The 17,805-nt window shown below is 70.4% G+C and carries 15 protein-coding genes and 1 tRNA gene; 1 reads left to right on the top strand and 15 read right to left on the bottom strand.

The features are described 5' to 3' along the window. Positions 1-12 precede the first annotated feature (12 nt). Positions 13-86 (top strand) — tRNA-Pro (locus BJ963_RS00185). Positions 87-290: 204 nt separating this feature from the next. Here BJ963_RS00185 and msuE read toward each other — a convergent pair. The 15 genes from msuE to recR form a co-directional block, all read right to left on the bottom strand. After that, complete coding sequence (msuE, locus tag BJ963_RS00180; RefSeq protein WP_089913561.1) at positions 291-881, bottom strand: FMN reductase; 591 nt, start codon at positions 879-881, stop codon at positions 291-293. Between the two features lie 88 nt (positions 882-969). Continuing rightward, on the bottom strand, positions 970-1,980 hold the full coding sequence (locus BJ963_RS00175) for an MsnO8 family LLM class oxidoreductase (RefSeq protein ID WP_179453740.1): 1,011 nt from the start codon (positions 1,978-1,980) through the stop codon (positions 970-972). Positions 1,981-2,060: 80 nt separating this feature from the next. Then, positions 2,061-2,624, bottom strand: coding sequence for a hypothetical protein (locus BJ963_RS00170; RefSeq protein WP_179453738.1), 564 nt, complete (start codon positions 2,622-2,624; stop codon positions 2,061-2,063). A gap of 53 nt (positions 2,625-2,677) precedes the next feature. Further along, on the bottom strand, positions 2,678-4,555 hold the full coding sequence (locus BJ963_RS00165) for a DUF4012 domain-containing protein (protein ID WP_179453736.1): 1,878 nt from the start codon (positions 4,553-4,555) through the stop codon (positions 2,678-2,680). 67 nt (positions 4,556-4,622) lie between these two features. Continuing rightward, the gene (locus tag BJ963_RS00160) at positions 4,623-5,930 is read right to left on the bottom strand and encodes a UDP-glucose dehydrogenase family protein (protein ID WP_179453734.1); all 1,308 of its coding nucleotides are present in this window, start codon (positions 5,928-5,930) and stop codon (positions 4,623-4,625) included. A 47-nt stretch (positions 5,931-5,977) separates the two neighbouring features. Then, complete coding sequence (locus BJ963_RS00155) at positions 5,978-6,652, bottom strand: thymidine kinase (RefSeq protein ID WP_179453732.1); 675 nt, start codon at positions 6,650-6,652, stop codon at positions 5,978-5,980. Between the two features lie 44 nt (positions 6,653-6,696). Beyond that, positions 6,697-7,404: a response regulator transcription factor gene (locus BJ963_RS00150; RefSeq protein ID WP_218856988.1), complete on the bottom strand. Its 708-nt coding sequence runs from the start codon at positions 7,402-7,404 to the stop codon at positions 6,697-6,699. Then, positions 7,401-8,645: a hypothetical protein gene (locus BJ963_RS00145; protein WP_179453730.1), complete on the bottom strand. Its 1,245-nt coding sequence runs from the start codon at positions 8,643-8,645 to the stop codon at positions 7,401-7,403. The genes BJ963_RS00150 and BJ963_RS00145 overlap by 4 nt, the downstream gene beginning before the upstream one ends. Next, positions 8,642-9,859, bottom strand: coding sequence for a sensor histidine kinase (locus BJ963_RS00140; protein WP_343037197.1), 1,218 nt, complete (start codon positions 9,857-9,859; stop codon positions 8,642-8,644). The genes BJ963_RS00145 and BJ963_RS00140 overlap by 4 nt, the downstream gene beginning before the upstream one ends. 138 nt (positions 9,860-9,997) lie before the next feature. Continuing rightward, a complete protein-coding gene (locus tag BJ963_RS00135; RefSeq protein ID WP_179453726.1) occupies positions 9,998-11,146 on the bottom strand; it encodes an Rv2578c family radical SAM protein in 1,149 nt (382 codons plus the stop codon). 27 nt (positions 11,147-11,173) lie between these two features. Further along, positions 11,174-12,787, bottom strand: a complete 1,614-nt coding sequence (locus BJ963_RS00130) for an ABC-F family ATP-binding cassette domain-containing protein (RefSeq protein ID WP_179453724.1) — start codon at positions 12,785-12,787, stop codon at positions 11,174-11,176. 216 nt (positions 12,788-13,003) lie between these two features. Then, the gene (locus BJ963_RS00125) at positions 13,004-14,479 is read right to left on the bottom strand and encodes a malate:quinone oxidoreductase (protein WP_179453722.1); all 1,476 of its coding nucleotides are present in this window, start codon (positions 14,477-14,479) and stop codon (positions 13,004-13,006) included. Positions 14,480-14,603: 124 nt separating this feature from the next. Further along, on the bottom strand, positions 14,604-15,689 hold the full coding sequence (locus BJ963_RS00120; protein WP_179453720.1) for an aspartate-semialdehyde dehydrogenase: 1,086 nt from the start codon (positions 15,687-15,689) through the stop codon (positions 14,604-14,606). A gap of 70 nt (positions 15,690-15,759) precedes the next feature. Continuing rightward, complete coding sequence (locus tag BJ963_RS00115) at positions 15,760-17,046, bottom strand: aspartate kinase (RefSeq protein ID WP_089913591.1); 1,287 nt, start codon at positions 17,044-17,046, stop codon at positions 15,760-15,762. A 160-nt stretch (positions 17,047-17,206) separates the two neighbouring features. Further along, the gene (gene recR, locus BJ963_RS00110) at positions 17,207-17,803 is read right to left on the bottom strand and encodes a recombination mediator RecR (protein WP_089913595.1); all 597 of its coding nucleotides are present in this window, start codon (positions 17,801-17,803) and stop codon (positions 17,207-17,209) included. Positions 17,804-17,805 lie beyond the last annotated feature (2 nt).

Here is a 17,805-nt window from a genome sequence, read left to right as displayed (position 1 = left end):
GGATGAGGCCTTCGGGGTGTGGCGCAGCTTGGTAGCGCGCTTCGTTCGGGACGAAGAGGCCGCAGGTTCAAATCCTGTCACCCCGACGCAATGGAAAAGAGGAAGCCCCGGCTCGCATCGCGAGCCGGGGCTTCCTCTTTTCCATTGCTCGCTGGTGTCTCCTGGGGTCCCCGCCCGCGAGGGGCCCCGGGCGCCGCTCCGAGCGCCAGCGAGGACCGGCGTTCGGGGTAGCGGGTGGGGCGCACCACGCGACACCCGTGGAGAAGCCGCTGACGGGCCCTGGCTCGACCTCAGAACGCGTCGGGACGGGCGAACTCCGGCTCGGCCAGACGCGACGCCGTGTCGTCCGAGCGGACGAGCGGGAGCGTGCGCGCGACCGCGGTGTCGATGCGGTCGCGGAGGTCCTGCGAACGGATCTCGTAGTCGGCGAAATCGCTCTCGCTCGCGTAGATGCCGAGGGGCAGGGTCAGCGACTGGAAGAAGCCGAACAGCGGACGCATCTGGTGCTCGACCAGAAGCGCGTGCCGGTCGCTGCCCCCTGTCGCCGTCAGGATGACCGGCTTGTCGACCAGGGCGTACTGGCCGACGTGGTCGAAGAAGAGCTTGAACAAGCCCGTGTAGGTGGCGCGGTAGGCGGGCGACCCGACCACCAGGATGTCCGCGTTCTCGACAGCCTCCAGGGCCTCCGTGACTGTCGGGCTGAGGCTGCTGCGGAAGGGTCCGGCACCGAGCTCGGGCAGAAGGGGCGCCAGCCGGATGGTGCGGGCGACGCCCCCGGACGCCTCGGCGTACGCGCGGGTGACCTCGTCGACGAGCACAGTGGTGCGCGAGGGGTGCGTCGGGCTTCCGCTCACTCCGACCACGCTGAGTGGATGCGACATGTGGGAACCGCCTTCTGGCTGGGGACCGGGATTTCGCCCAACGGTACCCGGAGCCGCCCCTCATCGCGCGGGGCGGCGTCACGGTCCGTCATGCTGCGGGGTACAGCTCCCGGACGATCTCCAGCGAACGGATGCGCCCCTCGAGCGTTGCGGCTCCGGACGACACCATCAGCTCGTCCACCTGGGTCGAGGCCAGCAGCGACTCGAGGCGGGCACTCACCTCGTCGGGGGTGCCGATGGCCTGCCGGGCGTTGCGGGCGGCGATGAACTCCTCTTCCAGCGGCGTGAACTCGTGGGCCAGGGCCTCCTCGACACTGACCGGCTCCGGCTTGAGTCCTTGCCGCATCCGCAGGAAGGACAGCTGACCGGGCAGCGAGAGGGAGCGCACGGTCTGCGGGTCCTCATCCGCGATGACGTTGACGGCGATCATCGTGTGCGGCTCGGCGAGAGTGTCGCTCGGCTCGAACCGAGACCGGTAGAGGTTCAGCGCGGCCTCCGTGTTCTCGTCGGCGAAGTGGTGGGCGAAGGCGAACGGGATGCCGAGCGCTGCCGCCACCTGGGCGCTGTATCCGCTCGACCCGAGCAGCCAGATCTGAGGGGCGTCGCCGAGGCCGGGGATGGCCGTGATGCCGTGCAGCGGGTTCGCGTCGCTCATGCCGCCGTAGAAGAAGCCGAACAGGTCGAGGAGCTGCTGCGGGAAGTCCTCGACGCCCAGCCCCTCCGGGCTGCGCCGCAAGGCCATCGCCGTCGCTCCGTCCGTGCCCGGCGCACGGCCGATGCCGAGGTCGATGCGGTCGCCGTACAGGGCGCGCAGGGTGCCGAACTGCTCCGCCACCACCAGCGGCGCGTGGTTGGGCAGCATCACACCGCCGCTGCCGACCCGGATGCGGTCGGTCGCCGCGGCGATGCCGGCGATCAGGACGGCCGGGGCGCTGGAGGCGATGGCGGGCATTCCGTGGTGCTCAGCCACCCAGAACCGCTCGTAACCGAGGCGCTCCGCCGCCTGCGCGAGTGCGATGGTGCCGGCGACGGCATCGGCGTTGGTGCCCCCGGCGGGGCGGCTGGCGAGATCGAGGACGTTGAGGGGGATGCTGCTCACCACTGCTGCAACGCAGCCCCGGACGCAGCGATTCCCGGCCCGGCCAGACGGCCGGACCGGGAATCACCGAGGGTGGATCGTCAGGACGCTTTGACCTTGCGCACCCAGCCGACGATCGCCAGGGCGATCAGGCCGAGGACGACGAGCGAGCCGCCCATCCATGCCGCCCAGCTGGCGACGACGGAGCCCGTGTGGGCCAGTCCGTCGCTGCTGCCCGGGTCGAGGACGGTGCTCGCCTGGTCGGCCGGAAGGACGGTCAGGGAGGCGGGGCACTCGTGGCCGCTGCTCTGTCCGAGTCCGACGACGCTGTAGGTGCCAGAGGCGCTCGCGGGGAGCGTTACGGTGAGGACGTCGCTGCCGTCCGCGTTCGCGTGCTTCGTGAAGGTGAGGCTGGTGTCTGCGGTGCGGAGCGAGGCGAGCTTGAAGCCCGCGCCGTCCTGGCCGCTCACGGTCCAGTTGATCGCCTCGCCCGGCGACCACGTGCCCGGGATGCAGATGAGGGTGGCTGTTCCACCCGCTTCTGCGACGCTGACGTCGAACTTGCACTGGGCGCCGTCGGTGTAGTTGACGGCGTTCGCCGCAGTCGGGGCCGCAAGCAGCAGCCCCGCGGTCACGGCGACAGCCGCCAGGATCTTCTTGAACATCGGCCGCCTTTCTGTTGGGGCCCGGCTCACGGTCGGGGTTGAATGAGTAATTCTCACTTTACGACGGATGAGCACTGCACGACAATGGGCGCGACGGCGTTGCGTGCCCCCATATCGGGGGTCGTCCCGTCCCCCGGCAGCGTCGGAGTCGTCACGACGCTGAGATCCGACGATGTCTGCTGGTCGTTGAGGAACTGCACGGTGACCGTCTTCGACTCGCCCGGCGCGAGCTCGACCGTGTAGAGGCTGACCGGCCGGGATCTGTCCACCCCCGCCACGGTCGTGTAGTTCTCGCCGCCGCTGAGCGTCGCTGCCAGAAGGCCCCCCGTCGGCCCGTAGACCGCCACCCGGGTGCGGATGTTCCCGGGAGTCACCCCGTATGTGCCCCCACCGGTCACGTAGCGGGGAAGCGCGGTCGCCGCGTCCGCAGGAGCCCGGTTGGTGAGAGTCACCGTCACGACGGTCGAGGGTTTGCCGTCTGCTCGGCACACGGCGGAGCCGGCGGCGACGGAGGTACGGAGGTAGTAGTCCATCTTGGCGCCGGTGGCATCGTTGAAATAGACGCCGATGCCGGCGGTCGAGAGGTCGGATGCGGGAAGACCGCCCGCGAGGGTGGTGCCGTTGAGCACCTTCTGATCGTCGCCGTGGTTGGTCCAGATCAGCACGCGACGCGACTCTCCCGCGTCGGCCAGCGCGGTGAGCAGCTTCTTCGCATCCACGTCGCCGGAGGACATCCGGTCGAACACGGCGCTCGCGGCGGAGGCGAAGAAGGCATCCTGCTGCGCGGGATCCGCATATCGCTGGTAGACATCGCTCAGCAGCAGCTGCACGGCGTTGGCGGAGGTGAGCCGATCCCCGGTCGGGAGCGTGACCGGCCCGGTCGCCTTCAGGAGCCCGCTGAGGACGACCGGGTCGACGGCGACGACGCCGTCGACCGTTCCGCCGTAGGTCGTCGTCCACATCCGCGACGCCGTCGCCGCGGCGAGCGGGAAGTCCGGCGTGAGGTTCGCATCCTGGAGGTAGCGCCCCACGAGGGGGCCGTAGAGCCCCTCGGTGTTGAGCGGGATGTCGGCGACCGGCGCCTTCCACGGCCCGATGGATGTGCCCGCCTCCTGACGCTGCAGCGTCACGGCGCCGTTGTCGGCGTGGACGAGGGCGACAGCACCGATGAGGCCGCCCGTCGCCCGGAGCTCTGCGGGGTTCTGCGCGGCGAGGAGGTAGTCGCGCGGCCCATCGGCGCCGAGCATCGCCGGAAGCAGGCGGACGGCGTTGCCCAGGGCATCCATGTCCGGCGCGGCCTTGTCGAGCACGTCGTGCAGCCGATCCACTCCCTCAGCGACCGGGCTGACGAGAGCCCCGGTCTCGATCGTGGCGACGCTCGCGCGGGCGTCGGCGAACGCGCTCCGCGCCTTCGCCACCGCGGGTTGAGCCGCCGTGATCGGCGCGAGATCGATCCGGCCGCCTGTGATGGCCAGGGCACGGAGGTCCACCCCCGCTCCCGCGGCGACCAGCGGGCGGACGACGCGCGAGGCCACGTCGTCGGACGCGGCGGCGGCGGTCCGGACGGCGGTGAGGTTCGGGCCCAGCCACGGGACGGCCTCGACCGTGACCCACACCGGGTCGGACGTGAGCGCCGCGGCGTCGCGCGTGTGCCGGCTGAGTTCGTCCGCGGCGCGGCCCGCGGCCACGAGGTCACCCGACCCGATGGCGGACTTGACCCGCTCGGCGGCGGGGATCGCATCGGTCAGCGAGCGCTGCGCCAGAAAGCCGCGCACGCCGATCCACACGACGGTGAAGAGCAGGATGATGCCCAGCCCCACGAGGATGCCGACGACGACGGGGTGTCGCAGCCGGAGCCGCCGTCGTGGCGCGGCCGACGGCCCGACCGCGGGACGCGGCGGCGCGTCCGGCTCCGTGAGACCTGTCGCCATGCGACAAATCTAACAAATCCTCACTTTTTTGGCGGCCCCCAAACGGGGCGATTCGCGCGAGGGGTGCTCAGCGGCCCAAACCGCGGTACGTCCAGCCGGCCGCGCGCCACGCGGCCGGATCGAGCGCGTTGCGACCGTCGATGATCGTGCGATGCGCGACGAGGTCGCCGACGGCGACCGGATCCAGTCCCGTGAACTCCGGCCACTCGGTGATCAGGACGACGACATCGGCGCCACGGACGGCATCCTCCGCCGTCTCGGCGAAGAGCAGCTGGGGCGCGCGGTGCCGCGCGTTCTCGATCGCCTGGGGATCGGACGCGGTCACGATGGCCCCAGCGTCGGCGAGCCGCATGGCGATGTCCAGTGCCGGCGAGTCGCGGAGGTCGTCCGAGTGGGGCTTGAACGCGAGGCCCAGCACGCCGACACGAACGCCGGCGAGACCGCCGGCCTCCTCGCGGACCAGCTCGACGACCCGGGTCCGGCGGCGGAGGTTGATCTTGTCGACCTCGTCGAGGAACCGGACCGCTTCGCCCTTTCCGAGCTCCCGCGCGCGAGCGCTGAACGCCCGGATGTCCTTGGGGAGGCAGCCGCCGCCGAAGCCGACGCCGGCATTGAGGAAGCGGCGTCCGATGCGCGCATCGTGCCCGATCGCATCCGCGAGCTTCGTCACATCCGCCCCGGTCACCTCGGCGATCTCGGCCATCGCGTTGATGAACGAGATCTTCGTGGCGAGGAAGGCGTTCGCGGACACCTTCACGAGTTCCGACGTCGCGTAGTCCGTCACGATCACCGGCGTGCCCGCGGCGACGGCGGACTCGTACACCTCGTTGAGCAACCGCGCGGCGCGCTCCCCCGACTCCCCCTCCGGCACTCCGTAGACCAGCCGGTCGGGGTTCACCGTGTCGCTGACCGCGAATCCCTCGCGGAGGAACTCGGGATTCCAGGCGAGCGTGACCTCCGGCTGCACCGACGCGACGAGGTCCGCCAGGCGCGCGGCCGTCCCGACCGGGACGGTGCTCTTCCCCACGATGAGGTCGCCGGGCTTCACATGCTCCAGGAGCGAGGCGAAGGCGGCGTCGACGAAGCGCATGTCGGCGGCGTCCCCGTCGGCGACCTGCGGTGTCCCGACAGCGACGAAGTGCACGTCGGACTCGGAGACGGCGGAGAAGTCGGTGGTGAAGCGCAGGCGCCCCGACGGCGTCGCCGACTCGAGCACCTCCGGCAGTCCGGGTTCGAAGAACGGCGGCCGACCCGCGGAGAGCAGGGCGATCTTGGCCTCGTCGACGTCGATGCCCACGACGTCGTGACCCAGATGGGCCATCGACGCGGCGTGCACGGCTCCGAGGTAGCCGCATCCGATCACGGAGATTCTCATGGTGTTCCGTTCCTTCGAGTGGGGTCGCCGTCGAGCGTGACGCGGGGTCAGGTGAAGTCGGGGTCGGGTTCGTCCACGTAGGCGGGAGCCGCCTCGACGGGCCAGTGCCTCCGACCGTTGTTGAGGATGCCTCGACTTTCCTGAAGGTAGCAGTTTCCGCAGAGCGACTCGTACGACACCGACGCTCCGTCGATGGCGACCTGGTCTCCGTCGAAGACGAACACCCCATCGATCTTGCGGGCGTTGAAGATCGCCTTCCGCCCGCAGCGGCAGATCGTCTTCAACTCCTCCAGGCTGTGCGCGACCTCGAGCAGGCGGCGGCTCCCCGGGAAGGCGACGGTCTGGAAGTCGGTGCGGATGCCGTAGGCGAGCACCGGGACATCGTCGAGCAGGGCGATGCGCAGGAGATCGTCGACCTGCGCCTCGGTCAGGAACTGCGCCTCGTCCACGAGGAGCGCGCTGACGTCGGTGCCGAAGCGCTTGAGGGTGCGCTCGCGGTGCCGGTGGAAGGAGCCGTATGCGTCGGTCTCCGGGGCGATGAGGAAGTCGACCTCCCTCGTCACGCCCAGACGGGAGAGGATGCCCAGATCGCCCTTGGTGTCGATCGACGGCTTCGTGAGCAGGACGCGGTGGCCGCGCTCCTCGTAGTTGTACGCGGCCTGAAGCATGGCCGTGCTCTTGCCGCTGTTCATCGCTCCGTAGCGGAAATACAGTTTTGCCACGCACCGATCCTACGGGGCGGGGGCGGGGGAAGCCCGACGGCGCGTCAGGTGAGGTAGCCGTCCTCGGCGGCGCGGCGGATGAGGTCGGCGCGGGAGCTCGTCGGACGACCCGCCTTCCCGTACTTCTCGCGCACCCGGCGCAAGTAGGTCTTGGCCGTCTCGTACTGCACGTTCATGGCGCGTGCCACCTCGGACGTCGTGCGTCCGTCGGCGTAGAGGACGAGCGCCTGGCGCTCCCCGTCGCTCAGCCGCGGCCGGGCGGACTCCGGGATGAGCGGCTTCGGCCGCCAGGCGGGCGGCGCGGCGGCGGCGCGGCCGGCGCCGCGGCCGGAAGCCGCCAGCGCGGCGGCGACGAGCTCGGTCATCGGCTGCGACTTCGTGACGTAGGCGACGGCGCCGGCGGCGAGCGCCGCATCCCGGTCCTCCGGCGTGTCCACGGCGCTGAGGACGACGACCTTCGCACCCGCCGCGCGGCAGGTGCGCACCCGGGCGCCGATCGACACCGACTCCTTCAGCTGCAGGTCCATGATGACGAGGTCGGTGGGGAAGGCGTCGCTGTGGACGAGCTCCAGCCAGCTCCCGGCCCGGACGACGAGATCGAACTCGGGGGCGTTCTTCTCGATCCAGGAGGACAGGCTGTCGAGCAGGATCTCGTGATCGTCGAGGATGGCCAGGCGGATCGGGGGCTCGATGGACCGCGCACCGGTCGAGGTCGCCGTCGCTCCGGGGTCGTCCGGGCGGATGGTTCTCATCGTCTTCTGCCTTCATTGTCGGGGAATCCGCCGTGGGGGTAGGCGAACCGGATGGTGACGTCGCCTGCGCGCAACCGCATGGTCGCGCGCATGGCGACGGAGTTGAGGGAGCTGACGAACGGGAGGAGTTCGCGGCGCAGGTCGCGGCGGGGCTCCGCGATCGCCGCGTGCAGCGCGAAGGACGGCCGTTCTGGTTCTCTCGCCGTGAGGAGGACGGAGCACGGGTCGAGTCCAGGGCGCCCCGCCACCGTCGCGATCATGGCACCGACGATGGCGCGCTGGTCGGCCGTCAGCACGCGCTCGAGCCGGTCGGGGTCGTCGACGCGCGGACCGTCTCGCTCGTCGGTCGCCGCCGCCGGCGCCTCCACGAGCCGGGGAGCGAGGGCGAGCTCGAGGGTGTCCTCCAACCAGGTACGGGAGACGGCACGCACCGACATCCTGCGCAACCGCTCGGCGATGGAACGGGCGCTGTCGATGTCCTCCGCCGTCACCGTGCCGCGATGGGCGAGGGACGTGAGGAACGGCACCGCCTCGGCGTTCAGCGCGGTCATGCGCTCCTGGGCGACCATCCGCTCGGCCGCCTGACGCAACTCGGCCTCGAGCCGGAGCTGCCCCTCGCGCGCGACTTCCCTCCAGCGCAGCGTCTCGCCGGTGAGCGTCCACGCATATCCGGCGCCGCCGGCGGCGAGGGCGAGGATGGGCGTCGCCGCGACGGTCGCGTACACCAGGGGGATGTTCGCGATGACGAGCGAGTGCTGGGCCGCCGCCAGGCCGCCGAGCACGATGGCCGCGACGACGGCGGACCCGGCGACCTCGCCGATCGGCCGATAGAGCGGCATCGCGATGAGCAGGAGGGCGACGGCGATCTGCCCCCAGTCGTCTTGGATGCGCTCGTTGCGTCCCCACACGGACGAATCGAAGAGCGCGGCGGCGGTGACGCTGAAGGCGACGACCGAGAAGTGCGACCACCGCCCGAACGGTGCGAAGCCGGGGTGCGTGCGGATCGTCGCGATCACCACGGCGAGGAGGAGGACGCCGATCGCGACGATGGCGAGCGACGCGTCCCGGATCTGGCCGGCGTGGATGATGGTGGAGTAGACGGCGTACGCGAGGGCGACGCCCCCGAGCAGCGGCACGAGCGGCCAGGCCGACTGGGCTCCGAGGGGGTCCAATCGCTGGGGCGTGCGCTCGAGCGTCACCGATCGCGCCCGGACGATGGTGCGCGGGTTCAGGGCGGTCATCCGCCGCACCCCTCGGCGATCGAGGCGCCAGGCGCGATCGGAACGGTGAGGATGACGGTCGTGCCGACATCGGCGCTCGAGTAGATGTCGACCGTTCCTCCGACGCGGGCGATCCGGTCGCCGACGGACTGGCGGAGCCCGAGACGGTCGGCGGCGGGAGCCGATGTGGGGAAGCCGCTGCCGCCGTCCACCACCATCACGGAGAGGGATCCCCCTCCGGCGGACAGGGCGACCTCAGCACTCGGGCTTCCGGAGTGCCGGACGACGTTCACCAGACACTGCCGGACGGCCAGGCCGAGAGCGCGGCGGGCGTCGTCGCCCAGGGTCGTGTATGCCGTGCGATCGCCCGAGATATCGACCGTGAGGCCCTCGTCGCGGGCCGCTTCGATCGCGCGATGGAGTTCGCTGTCGTACCAGGGGTCGGCCTCGGCGGTCGTGACGGCCCCGTCCCCGTCCGCGGTCGGAACCCCGGCGGCGAGACCGCGGAGGTCGGAGTCGATGCGGCGGGCGAGGCGCTCGTCCAGCGGGCCGGGCTGCGCGGCGGCGACGGCCACCAGCTCGCTGAGCACCGTGTCGTGCAGGTCGGCGGTGGACGCGGCCAGCAGTTCGCGCCGCAGATCGATCAGCCGGGCGTCGCGCACGGCGCGATGCAACGCGGCCTGAGCGCGCGACCGGGTGCCCCGGGTCAGTCCATCGAAGGTGAGGACGCCGACCAGCAGCAGGTAGGCACCCAGCGAGATCGCATCCGGGATGTAGGCGCGGCCGGTCGTCGCTGCGCCGAGCATCACGGCCGCCTCCGCGAGCGCGAAGCCGAGAGTCGCCCAGAGGATGCCGGCGAGAGCCCCCGTGCCCGTCCCGCCGACGAGCGTCATGGCGACCACCGGCAGCGCGACGACGAACAGGTTGGTGTCGCGGTACGCGGGTGTGCTGGTGAACAGGGCGACGACGTAGAAGTAGGTGCAGACCGTGCCGACGAGCAGGTACGCGACCGTGAGCCCCACGGTGCGGCCCCGCGCGAGCGCGAGGAGGAGCGCGACCATCGGCACCAGCACGAGCAGGGTCACCCACGACGTGACGTTGCCGTCGGCCAGGCTGGCGCTGCCGACGTTCACGACGGCGGCGCCGAGGCAGATCAGGCCGGCCCAGCGGGCGGCCGTGGCGAGAGCGCGCGAGTTCGCAGGTCGTGCCAGATGGCTGGGCAGACCGAGCGACACGTCGCCGTCCCTTCCGAGCCCGAGCACTCCTCGGTCCCCTCCCGGATTATGGCATCCGAGACGGCGTCTGTGTACCCCGGCCGCTCGTACCCCGATCGCCGCGCCGACGCTATGGAGTTGGTGCGGAGAGGACCGCTGTCAGAACAGGGTGGGCTGGACCCCCAATCCGGTCAGCGATGCGCTCACGATCGACGCCGCGTCGGGCGCCTCTCCGTGCGGCGGAGTGGACGACACCGCACGCGCCGCCGACCCCACCAGCTGCCGCTCCCCCTCGTCATCGCGCAGCATCCCGAGCGCGCTCGATCGCACACCGCCGGTCAGCGGATCTTCGCGGCCGCGCTCCAGCCCGTGCGCCCGGATCAGAGGCTTGATGCGACCGGCCAGCCACCGGCGATACTCCTGGGGCGCATACGTGCCACGGCCGTACATGCGCCGATACTGCGGCAGCAGCTCCGGGTGCTCTCGCCCGAGCCACAGGTAGAACCACTCTTTGACGCCCGGCTTCAGGTGCAGGGCCGAATAGAGCACGGAGGTGGCCCCGGCCTCTTTGGCCTGGCGGAGGGCTTCGTCGAGATGCGCACGGGTGTCGGTCAGGTACGGGATGATCGGCATCAGGAAGACGGAGCAGTCGAGACCGTGCTCGCGCACCGCGGTGACGGTGGCGAGACGCGCTTTGGTCGTCGGGGTGCCCGGCTCGACGGACTGCTGCAGGTCGTCGTCGTAGACGGCGATCGACATGGCGAGGTCGACCGGGACCCGCTTGTTCGCCTCGACCAGCCGGTCGAGGTCGCGTCGCAGCAGTGACCCCTTCGTGAGGATGCTGAACGGCGTGCCCGACTCGGCCAGCGCGTCGATGATGCCCGGCATCAGCCCGTACCGGCCCTCCGCACGCTGATAGGGATCGGTGTTCGTGCCGAGCGCGACCGGATGATGGCCCCAGCTGGGCTTGGCGAGTTCTTTGCGCAGCACATCGGCCACGTTCACCTTGACGATGATCTCGTTGTCGAAGTCTTTCCCCGAGTCGAGATCGAGGTAGGTGTGCGTCGGTCGCGCGAAGCAGTACACGCACGCGTGCGAGCACCCCCGGTACGGATTGATCGTCCACCCGAACGGCATCGGCCCTCCACCGCCCGGGATGCGGTTGAGCGCCGACTTCGCCAGCACCTCGTGGAACGTGATGCCGGCGAAGTCGGGGGTGCGCACGGAGCGCACCAGATTGTTCAGCCGCGCAAGCCCGGGCAGAGCGGACGGCTCGTCGACCGACAACTCCTGACCACTCCAGCGCATGCCACCATTCGAACATATGTTCGAAGGCTAATCAAGGTGCACCGTCTCCCCCGCCCATCCGGAACGGAGCCAGCGGTCGTGACTGGCGACCACGACCGCCCCGGGATAGGCGCCCAGCGCATCCTCCAGCTCCGTCGCCAGGGCGAGCGAGAGATGGTTGGTCGGCTCGTCGAGCAGGAACAGGTGCGGCGGCCGGGCGAGGATCAGCGCGAGAGCGAGCCGTCGCTGCTGACCGACCGACAGTGCACCGACCGGCCGGTCGGCATCGCGCTGTGCGATCAGCCCGAGCGAGGTGAGCGGAACCGCCTCCGCCCGCCGCTCCCCCACCGCCGCCTCGTAGATCCTGCGCGGCGAGAGCCCCGGGTCGGCGAACCGCACGTCCTGCTCCAGCAGCCCGACCCGGAGGCCGCGCCGTCGCTGCAGCGCACCGCTCCCAGGTTCGAGGCGGCCCGCCAGCACGGACAGCAGGGTCGACTTGCCCGCACCGTTCGCACCCGTGACCAGGATGCGGCTGGTCGGCGCGACGGCGAAGTCGTCGACCTGCAGACGGCCGGGCACGCGCACCTGCCGCGCATGCACCAGCAGCCCCGACCCGTCGTCGAGGCTCTGGAACCCCGAGGGGATGCCCGCGAAGCCGAGACGCGCGGGAGGCTTGCGCACCTGGGCGGTGCGCAGATCCTCCAGCCGCCCCTCCGCATTGCGGATGCGTCGGCTGATCTGGCGATCGAGGGCGTTGCCCTTCACGGACTTCACGAACTTGTCGTTGTCGCGCACCTTCCCCGACCAGGCGATGGACCGCGCGGTGACATCGACGGAGTGCGTGAGCTCTCTGAGTTCCTGCTGCTCATCGGCGTACTGCTTCTCCCACCGCGCCCGCTCGGCCTCCTTCTCGGCGAGATACGCGCTGTATCCCCCGCCGAAGGCCGTGGTGCCCGACCGCGCCGGGTCGAGATCGAGCAGCCCGGTGGCGACGGCGTCGAGGAACGCCCGGTCGTGGCTGGCGAACACGACAGGCCCGGCCCATTCCCGCAGCTGTCGCTCCAGGAAGGCGGCCGCCTCATCGTCCAGGTGATTCGTCGGCTCGTCGAGCAGCAGGGCGTCCGGCCGGCCGAGGAGCAGCGCGGCCAGGGCGAACCGGCTCCGCTGACCCCCCGACACCTCGCTCAACCGACGGGTGAGCGGGATGCCGCCGACACCGAGTCCGTCGAGCACCTCGTCCCGGCGCGCCTCGATGCTCCAGATCCCGGCGCGTTCCGCCGCCGCGAGGGCGGCGTCGTAGCGCGCGTCGGACGCTGCGTCTCCGGAGCCGAGCGCCGCGGCGGCCGCCTCGAGCTCCCGCTCGATCGCGCGCACGTCGGTGAGGGCGTGCTCGATGAGCGCCGCGAGCGTGTCTCCCGGCTCGAACCGCACCTCCTGCCAGAGGAAGCCGGTGCGTTCCGGTCGCGTGAGCGCGCCGGAGTCCGGCGTCTCGGCGCCGGCGAGCACACGCAACAGCGTGGACTTGCCGGCACCGTTCTCGCCGATGAGCCCGACCCGGGCGCCGGGGCCGACGGTGAGGGAGACGTCGGTGAGGACGCGACGCTCGCCGTAGCTGACCGAGACGCCGTCGGCGCGCAGCGGGGTGAACGTGATCGTTGACATGGGGAATCGCCTTTCCGGGCGCTCCACGAGGAGCGGGTTCCCGCCGGGCGATATCCGTCGTGAGCGGGCGCCGGAGCGCCCAGGTGCCTGACCGGGCAGCGCAGCGACCGAAGGGTCCTCACTCACATCGACGGCGCCTCAGGCGCGGGACGTCAGGAGGTTCTCACTTCATAGCGAGGACGACCATAACAGGTCGCCCTCGCCACTGTCCAGCGATCAGTGCTGCAGGTGCAGGGTCTCCGCTGTCGTCTCGAGCACGCGCTTGGCGTCGGCGGGCCGGTCGTTCAGCGTCGTGCCGACGGTCGGGATGAGCTCCTTCAGCGTCGGAAGCCACTCGCCGAACCGGTCGGGGAAGCAGTGCTTCAGCAGGTCGACCATGATGGGGACCGCGGTGGATGCACCCGGCGAGGCTCCGAGGAGACCGGCGATCGAACCGTCCTCCGCGGCGACCACCTCGGTGCCGAACTGCAGGACGCCGCCCTTCTTGGCATCCTTCTTCATCACCTGCACACGCTGGCCCGCGGTGATGAGCTCCCAGTCCTCCATCTTCGCGGTCGGCATGAACTCCTGCAGCGCCTTCAGCTTCTTGGCGCGGTTGGCGAGGAGCTCGCCGACGAGGTACTTGATGAGGTCGAAATTGTCGCGGGCGACCGCGAGCATCGGGCCGATGTTGCCGGGCCGCACGGAGCCGGGCAGGTCGAACCAGGAGCCCGTCTTGAGGAACTTCGGGCTGAATCCGGCGTACGGGCCGAACAGCAGCGAGGCCTGACCATCGACGACGCGGGTGTCGAGGTGCGGCACCGACATCGGCGGGGCGCCGACGGCCGCTTTGCCGTAGACCTTCGCCTGATGCTGGGCGACCAGCTTCGGGTTGGTGGTGCGCAGGAACTGGCCGGAGATCGGGAAACCGCCGAAGCCCCTGATCTCGGGGATGCCGGACTTCTGCAGCAGGTGCAGCGCGCCGCCGCCCGCGCCGACGAAGACGAACCGCGCCGTCGCGACGTGCGGCGTGTTGCCCACTTCGTGACGGACGGAGAGCCGCCAGAGGCCGTCCTTGGTGCGCTTGATGCTGCGGACGGTGTGGTTGAGCGCGAGCTCGGCGCCGTTCTCGATGAGGTTGTCGATGAGCGCGCGCGTCAGCGCGCCGAAGTCGACGTCGGTGCCGGAGGTCTGACGGGTGGCGGCGATGCGCTGGCGCGCGTTGCGCTTCTTGGTGAGGAGCGGCGTCCACTCGCCGATGACCGCGGGGTCTTCCGAGTACTCCATGCCGGCGAACAGCGGCTGGTCCTTCAGCGCCTCGTAGCGCTTGCGGAGGTAGCGCACGTTGTCACGGCCGCGCACGAAGGTCATGTGCGGGGTGGAGTTGATGAACGTGTTGGGCTCCGGCAGATCGCCGGCGGCGACGAGGCTCGCCCAGAACTGGCGGCTGAGCTGGAACTGCTCGTTGATGCTGATCGCCTTGGCCGGGTCGACGGTGCCGTCGGACGCCTCGGGCATGTAGTTGAGCTCGCACAGGGCCGCGTGGCCGGTGCCCGCGTTGTTCCAGGGGTTCGACGACTCCTGGGCCACTTCGCCCAGGCGCTCGTAGATGCGGATGCTCCAGTCGGGCTGGACACGCTGGATCATGGCCCCCAGCGTGGCACTCATGATGCCGCCGCCGATCAGGACGACGTCGATGGGAGAATTGCTCACCCGTCAATCCTATGATGCGGCGGACGTGACACCGCCCGACGGCGCGTACACCGCCCGTTGGCGAGGAGTTGTCTCGATGTCGAGACAACTCCCTCCCCGCGGAAACGACGGGACGGCGAGCCGCTCAGGCGGTGACGGGGTTCGACAGACGCTCGGCGACCAGCTCGGCGATCTGGACCGCGTTGAGCGCGGCGCCCTTCCGCAGGTTGTCGTTGCTGATGAACAGTGCGATTCCCCGGCCCTCCGGCGTACCCTCGTCGGCACGGATCCGGCCGACGAAGCTCGGGTCGCTTCCGGCCGCCTGCAGCGGGGTCGGGACGTCGGTCAGCTGCACGCCCGGCGCATCGGCCAGCAGCTCGGCGACACGCTCCGGGCTGATCGGCTTCTCGAACTCCGCGTTGATGGAGAGCGAGTGGCCGGTGAAGACCGGGACGCGGACGCAGGTGCCGCTGACGAGGAGGCCGGGCAGGTCGAGGATCTTGCGCGACTCGTTGCGCAGCTTCTTCTCCTCGTCGGTCTCGTTCAGCCCGTCGTCGACGATCGAACCGGCCAGCGGGATGACGTCGAAGGCGATCGGGCGGACGTACTTGACCGGCTCGGGAAGGGTCACCGCCGAGCCGTCGTGCACGAGGTCGAGCAGGTGCTCGTCGGCGACCGCGGCCCGCGCCTGCTCGGCGAGCTCCTCGGCGCCGGCCAGACCGGAGCCGGAGACGGCCTGGTAGGTGCTGACCACGAGACGCGAGAGACCGGCCTCGTCGTGCAGGGGCTTGAGGACGGGCATGGCCGCCATGGTCGTGCAGTTCGGGTTCGCGATGATGCCCTTTCGCGCCCCGGCGATGGCGTCGGGGTTGACCTCCGAGACGACGAGCGGGACATCCGGGTCCATGCGCCAGCCGCTTGAGTTGTCGATCACGATGGCGCCCGCCTCGGCGAACCGGGGGGCGTGCGCCTTCGACCCGGTGGCGCCGGCGGAGAACAGCGCGATGTCGATGCCGGAGACGTCCGCGGTCGCCACATCCTCGACCACGATCTCCTGCCCCTTGAACGGCAGCGTCGTGCCGGCCGAACGGGAGGAGGCGAAGAAGCGGATGCTCTTCACCGGGAACGCGCGCTCCTCGATCAGCCGGCGCATCACGCCGCCCACCTGGCCGGTCGCGCCGACGACGGCCAGACGGACGCCGTTGCTGTCGAAATCGGTGAACTCGGTCATGTCAGCCCCTTGGGTCGTTTCGTGTGGTCAACCGCGCCGGTCGCGCGGCCATTCCCGTTCGCCGTGCGGTCTACCGCCCGGTGCCGGCGTAGACGACGGCCTTCTCGTCGCCGTCGAGGCCGAAGGCGGTGTGCACGACGCGGGCCGCCTCGGCGACCGTGTCGGCGCGCGTGACGACGGAGATGCGGATCTCGCTGGTGGAGATCATCTCGATGTTGATGCCCGCGTCGTAGAGCGCCTCGAACAGCTTCGCGGAGACGCCGGAGTTGGTGCGCATCCCCGCGCCGACGAGCGCCAGCTTGCCGATCTGGTCGTCGTACTGCAGGGACTGGAAGCCGACCTCGTCGTGCTCGGCGGTGAGGGCGGTCAGCACCCGCTGCCCCTCCGACTTGGGAAGGGTGAAGGAGATGTCGGTGAGGCTGGTCGCCGCAGCGGACACGTTCTGGACGATCATGTCGACGTTCGCATTGGCCTTTGCGACGATCTTGAAGATCTGCGCGGCCTTTCCGGGAACGTCGGGCACGCCGACGACGGTGATCTTGGCCTCGCTCAGGTCGGTGGCCACGCCGGAGATGATGGGCTCTTCCACGGTTCCATCCTTCTTGGCGGCCTCGGCGGCCGCTGCTTCGTTGAGGACATACGTGCCCTCCTTGTTGGAGAACGACGACCGCACGTGCAGCGTCACGTTGTGACGCCGGGCGTACTCGACGGCGCGGATGTGCAGCACCTTCGCCCCGGCGGCCGCGAGCTCCAGCATCTCCTCGCTGGTGATGCGGTCGATCTTGCGCGCGAGCGGCACCTGGCGCGGGTCGGAGGTGAAGACCCCGTCGACGTCGGTGTAGATCTCGCACACCTCGGCGCCCAGGGCGGCGGCGAGGGCGACGGCGGTCGTGTCGGAGCCGCCGCGGCCGAGCGTCGTGATGTCGCGCGACTCGCGGCTGAACCCCTGGAAGCCGGCGACGATCGCGATGGCGCCCTCGGTCAGGGCGTCCTGGATGCGGCCGGGCGTGACGTCGACGATGCGGGCCGACCCGTGCTGCGCGTCGGTGATCATGCCGGCCTGGCTGCCGGTGAAGGACCGCGCGTCGTATCCCATGCTCTTGATCGCCATGGCGAGAAGCGCCATGGAGATGCGCTCGCCGGCCGTGAGAAGCATGTCGAGCTCCCGTGGCGCGGGGATGGGGGTGACCTCGTGCGCCAGATCGATGAGCTCGTCCGTCGTGTCGCCCATGGCGGAGACGGCGACGACGACCTCGTTGCCGGCCTTGCGCGTCTCGACGATGCGCTTCGCGACGCGCTTGATGCTCTCAGCTGTCGCGACGGACGAACCGCCGAACTTCTGGACGATGAGGGCCACGGACTCTCCTGAACTCACGGGCTTCCCATCCTACCGAGTGGGATATGACCGTTCCTTCATGTGACGACACCGGTGGACAGGCCTCCACGAGTTGCGGCATCTGCTCACCACTCGCGGGGAATTCCGGCCACGACTCACGACTCGGCGAGCGGTGCGGGGGTCAGGAGACCTGGCGGCGGCCCTCGAACGCGCGACCGAGCGTGACCTCGTCGGCGTACTCGAGGTCGCCGCCGACCGGCAGGCCGGACGCGAGCCGCGTGACGCGGATCTCGAGGGTGGTGAGCAGCCGGCTGAGGTAGGTGGCGGTCGCCTCGCCCTCGAGGTTCGGGTCGGTGGCGATGATGACCTCCTGGACCGTGCCGTCCGCGAGCCGCTGCATCAGCTGACGGATGCGCAGGTCGTCGGGGCCGACGCCGTCGATCGGGCTGATCGCGCCGCCGAGCACGTGGTACAGGCCGCGGAACTCCCGCGTGCGCTCGATCGCGACGACGTCCTTCGCCTCCTCGACCACGCAGATCAGGGTGGGCGTGCGCCGGGGGTCGCGGCAGATGGAGCAGGTGACCTCCTCCGACACGTTGCCGCAGATCTCGCAGAAGCGCACCTTGTCGCGCACCTCGAGCAGCACCTCGGCGAGGCGCGTGACGTCGAACGTCTCGGTCTGCAGGATGTGGAACGCGATGCGCTGAGCGGACTTCGGGCCGATGCCCGGCAGCCGCCCGAGCTCGTCGATCAGCTCCTGGACGATGCCTTCGTACACCG

The organism is Leifsonia soli, assembly GCF_013408745.1.
Classification (GTDB): domain Bacteria; phylum Actinomycetota; class Actinomycetes; order Actinomycetales; family Microbacteriaceae; genus Leifsonia; species Leifsonia soli.
The sequence above is the reverse complement of the archived record's forward strand: the minus strand, read 5'-3'. Positions and strand labels throughout refer to the sequence as shown.